Consider the following 2,979-nt stretch of genomic DNA (forward strand, 5'->3'; position numbering starts at 1 on the left):
GGGCGTGCGGGTCTGATCTCAGGCTTGAATGTCACCTCGCCGTTCAAGGAGCAGGCGTTCGCTCTGGCCGATGAGGTGTCGGCCGCGTCGAAACTGACGTCCTCGTCCAACATCCTTAAGTTCGTCGACGGCCGGGTGCTGGGCGACAGTTCGGACGGCGTCGGCCTGATGCTGGGGCTGAAGGAACAGGCGCCGGATCTGGATGTCACTGGAAAACCTGTTGTCATTCTGGGCGCAGGCGGCGCCGCGCGCGCCGGATCGGGCGTTCTGGTCGAGGCGGGCGCCGAGGTGCGGATCGTCAATCGTTCGCGCGACCGGGCCGAGGCGCTGGCCGCCGACCTGGGGCCGTCCGTGCGGGTGGTGGAGGCGGCTGAGGCGTTCGACGGCGCCGCCCTGATCGTCAATGCGCTCAGTGTTCCGCCGCAGGTGGATTTCGACCTGATCGCGCCGGGAACCGTGGTCATGGACATGACCTACAAGCCGTTGTGGACGCCCTTCCTGATCGAGGCGCGGGGGCGGGGGCTGACGACCGTGGATGGTCTGGCCATGCTGATCGGACAGGCGGCGCCCTCGTTCGAGGCCATCTTCCGCCGCCCGCCGCCGCCGCTGGACCTGCGCGCCCTGCTGATGGCGCATCTGGGCGAGGCGGTCGGATGATCCTGCTGGGCCTGACCGGCTCCATCGGCATGGGTAAGTCGACGACGACGGCCATGTTCGCCGATCTGGGGGCGGTGATCTGGAACGCCGATGACGCGGTGCATCGGCTCTACGCCAAGGGCGGGGCGGCGGTTGGGCCGGTCGGAGAGGCCTTTCCCGGCGTGATCGTGGACGGTGCGGTGGACCGCACACGTCTGGCCGAGGCCCTGGGTCGCGACGAGACGGCCTTCAAGACGCTGGAGGCCATCGTCCATCCTCTGGTCGCACAGGGACGGCAGGCTGACCTGGACGCGGCGCGGGCGGGGGGCGTGAAACTGGGCGTTCTGGACATCCCTCTGCTGTTTGAAACCGGCGGCGACCGGTCCGTGGACGCCGTGGTGGTGGTCAGCGCAGACGCCGAGGTTCAGGCCGCGCGCGTCCTGGCCCGTCCCGGTATGACGCGCGAGCGGTTCGAGGCCATTCTGGCCCGTCAGCTGCCGGACGCGGAAAAACGCGCACGCGCTGACTTCATTGTCGATACCGGCCACGGGCTGGACGTCGCCCGCGCGCAGGTGGAGGCGATTGTCGCCGCTGTGCTCGATCCGGCGTGGATATCTCCGCGTCGCGACGCCGCCAGTCTTTCGTAAAGGACGAAACGCCCCCATTAAGAGCGAATGGCGCGCGAGATTGTTCTTGATACGGAAACCACCGGGTTCGACCCCAAGACGGGCGACCGGCTGGTCGAGGTCGGCTGCATCGAACTGCTGGACCTCCTGCCGACGGGCCGCACCTTCCACCGGTTCGTCAATCCCGAGCGGCTGATCCCTGAAGACGCCATTCGCGTTCACGGCATCACCGACGAGAAGGTCAAGGACGCGCCCAAGTTCGCGGCCATTGTTGATGATCTGTTCGAGTTCATCGGCGACGCGCAACTGATCGCCCACAACGCCAACTTCGACCGTAACTTCATCGACTTCGAACTGAACCGCGCGGGTCGTCAAATCACGGGCGAGCCGCGCTGGATCGATACGCTGAAACTGGCCCAGACGCGGTTTCCGGGCATGCCCAACTCGCTGGACGCCCTGTGCAAACGCTTCAAGGTGTCGCTGGTCGAGCGCACCCTGCACGGCGCCCTGATCGACGCCCGTCTGCTGGCCGAGGTCTATCTGGAGCTGCGCGGCGGCAAGGAGCGGGTTCTGGACCTGTCGTCCGGGCCGCGCGGCAAGGGACCGGGCGGCTCCATCGAACAGACGGTTTACGGCGCCCGTCCGCATCCGCTACCTCTGCGCTCAACACCGCAGGAGCATGAGGCGCACGCGGTCTTTCTGCGCTCGGTGTTGAAGGACCACAGCCTGTGGGCCGGTTACGGCGTGGCCATCGCCGAAACAGAAGAGGCGCCCGCCAACTGACGGACGCCTCCTGAAACTCTGAACGACGCCTGGTTCAAGCGTCGTATCGAGGCTTGGCTTACGCTTGGCCGGTTGCAGGCGGCTGTTGGGCGATCTGCTGCTGGCGGGCGATGTAGATGGCCGCGAAATCGATCGGGTCCAGCATGAAGGGCGGATAGAAGCCGCCGTCCGCCGTGGCGCGGGCGACGATTTCGCGCGCGAACGGGAACAGATAGCGCGGGCATTCGATCAGCAGCAGCGGCTCGATGTCCTGCTCCTGGACATTGGCCAGCTGGAACAGGCCGCCATAGACCAGCTCGACGTGGAAGACAGGCTGGTTCTCGTGCGACGCCTTGATCGACAGCTTCAGGTCCAGTTCGAACAGGCCGTCGGGACGGCCCTGAGCGGCCATTTCAACGCCCAGATCGATGGCGGGCTTGCCGTCGATACGCAGGGATTCCGGGGCGCGCGGGTTCTCGAACGAGAAGTCGCGGACATATTGCGCCAGGATGCGGAAGCCGGGACCGGCGGGCTGGCCCTGTTGGGCGTCGGCGCCATTGGGGGTTTCGGCAGGCGGCGTTGCGTCGGTCATGTTGCGATCTTCAAAGTCGGAATTGGGCCGATTGGGCCGGGAATAAGGCGGGCCGATTACCATGCCGAGACGCTTGGCCGCAACTTTGGTTGGACGGCGGGGGGCGCGCTTCGCCTTGCTTCACCTTATATCAGCCCCTAATCGTCAAATAGTGTCTTCTGACAAGCTCCCGCCTGCCACAGGAATAGCCCCTTGAACCTGCCGGTCCAGTTCCAGATCGTCGTCTTCGCCGTGATCGCGGCCTTTGTCCTGTTCCAGCTCTATAATGTGCTGGGCAAGAAAGTCGGACGCCAGCCGCAGGAAGACGCCAAACTGGCCGTTCCTGGCCCCAACACCCCTGATCAGGCCGTCAAGCCGACCGCC

The 2,979-nt window shown here is 65.9% G+C and carries 4 protein-coding genes; 3 read left to right on the forward strand and 1 reads right to left on the reverse strand.

Annotation, left to right across the window (positions count from 1 at the left end):
* The 3 genes from QZ281_RS05800 to dnaQ all read left to right on the forward strand — a co-directional run.
* A partial coding sequence (locus QZ281_RS05800) for an NAD(P)-binding domain-containing protein (protein WP_292225807.1) occupies positions 1–657 on the forward strand: 657 nt, incomplete at its 5' end.
* Positions 654–1,283 carry a dephospho-CoA kinase gene (gene coaE / locus QZ281_RS05805; RefSeq protein ID WP_292225809.1) on the forward strand — a complete coding sequence of 210 codons (630 nt, stop codon included), beginning with the start codon at positions 654–656 and terminating at the stop codon, positions 1,281–1,283. The genes QZ281_RS05800 and coaE, both read left to right, overlap by 4 nt.
* A gap of 27 nt (positions 1,284–1,310) precedes the next feature.
* Positions 1,311–2,045, forward strand: a complete 735-nt coding sequence (gene dnaQ, locus QZ281_RS05810) for a DNA polymerase III subunit epsilon (protein WP_292225812.1) — start codon at positions 1,311–1,313, stop codon at positions 2,043–2,045.
* Between the two features lie 58 nt (positions 2,046–2,103).
* Here dnaQ and secB read toward each other — a convergent pair whose 3' ends face one another.
* A complete protein-coding gene (secB, locus tag QZ281_RS05815) occupies positions 2,104–2,616 on the reverse strand; it encodes a protein-export chaperone SecB (RefSeq protein WP_201098443.1) in 513 nt (170 codons plus the stop codon).
* Between the last annotated feature and the right edge of the window lie 363 nt (positions 2,617–2,979).

Source organism: Brevundimonas sp. (assembly GCF_018608325.1).
Taxonomy (GTDB): Bacteria; Pseudomonadota; Alphaproteobacteria; order Caulobacterales; family Caulobacteraceae; genus Brevundimonas.

Bases quoted from the DNA above. Each gene is read 5' to 3' on its own strand.
- coaE (WP_292225809.1), top strand. From the start codon at position 654: ATGATCCTGCTGGGCCTGACCGGCTCCATCGGCATGGGTAAGTCGACG.
- dnaQ (WP_292225812.1), top strand. From the start codon at position 1,311: ATGGCGCGCGAGATTGTTCTTGATACGGAAACCACCGGGTTCGACCCC.
- secB (WP_201098443.1), bottom strand. From the start codon at position 2,616: ATGACCGACGCAACGCCGCCTGCCGAAACCCCCAATGGCGCCGACGCC.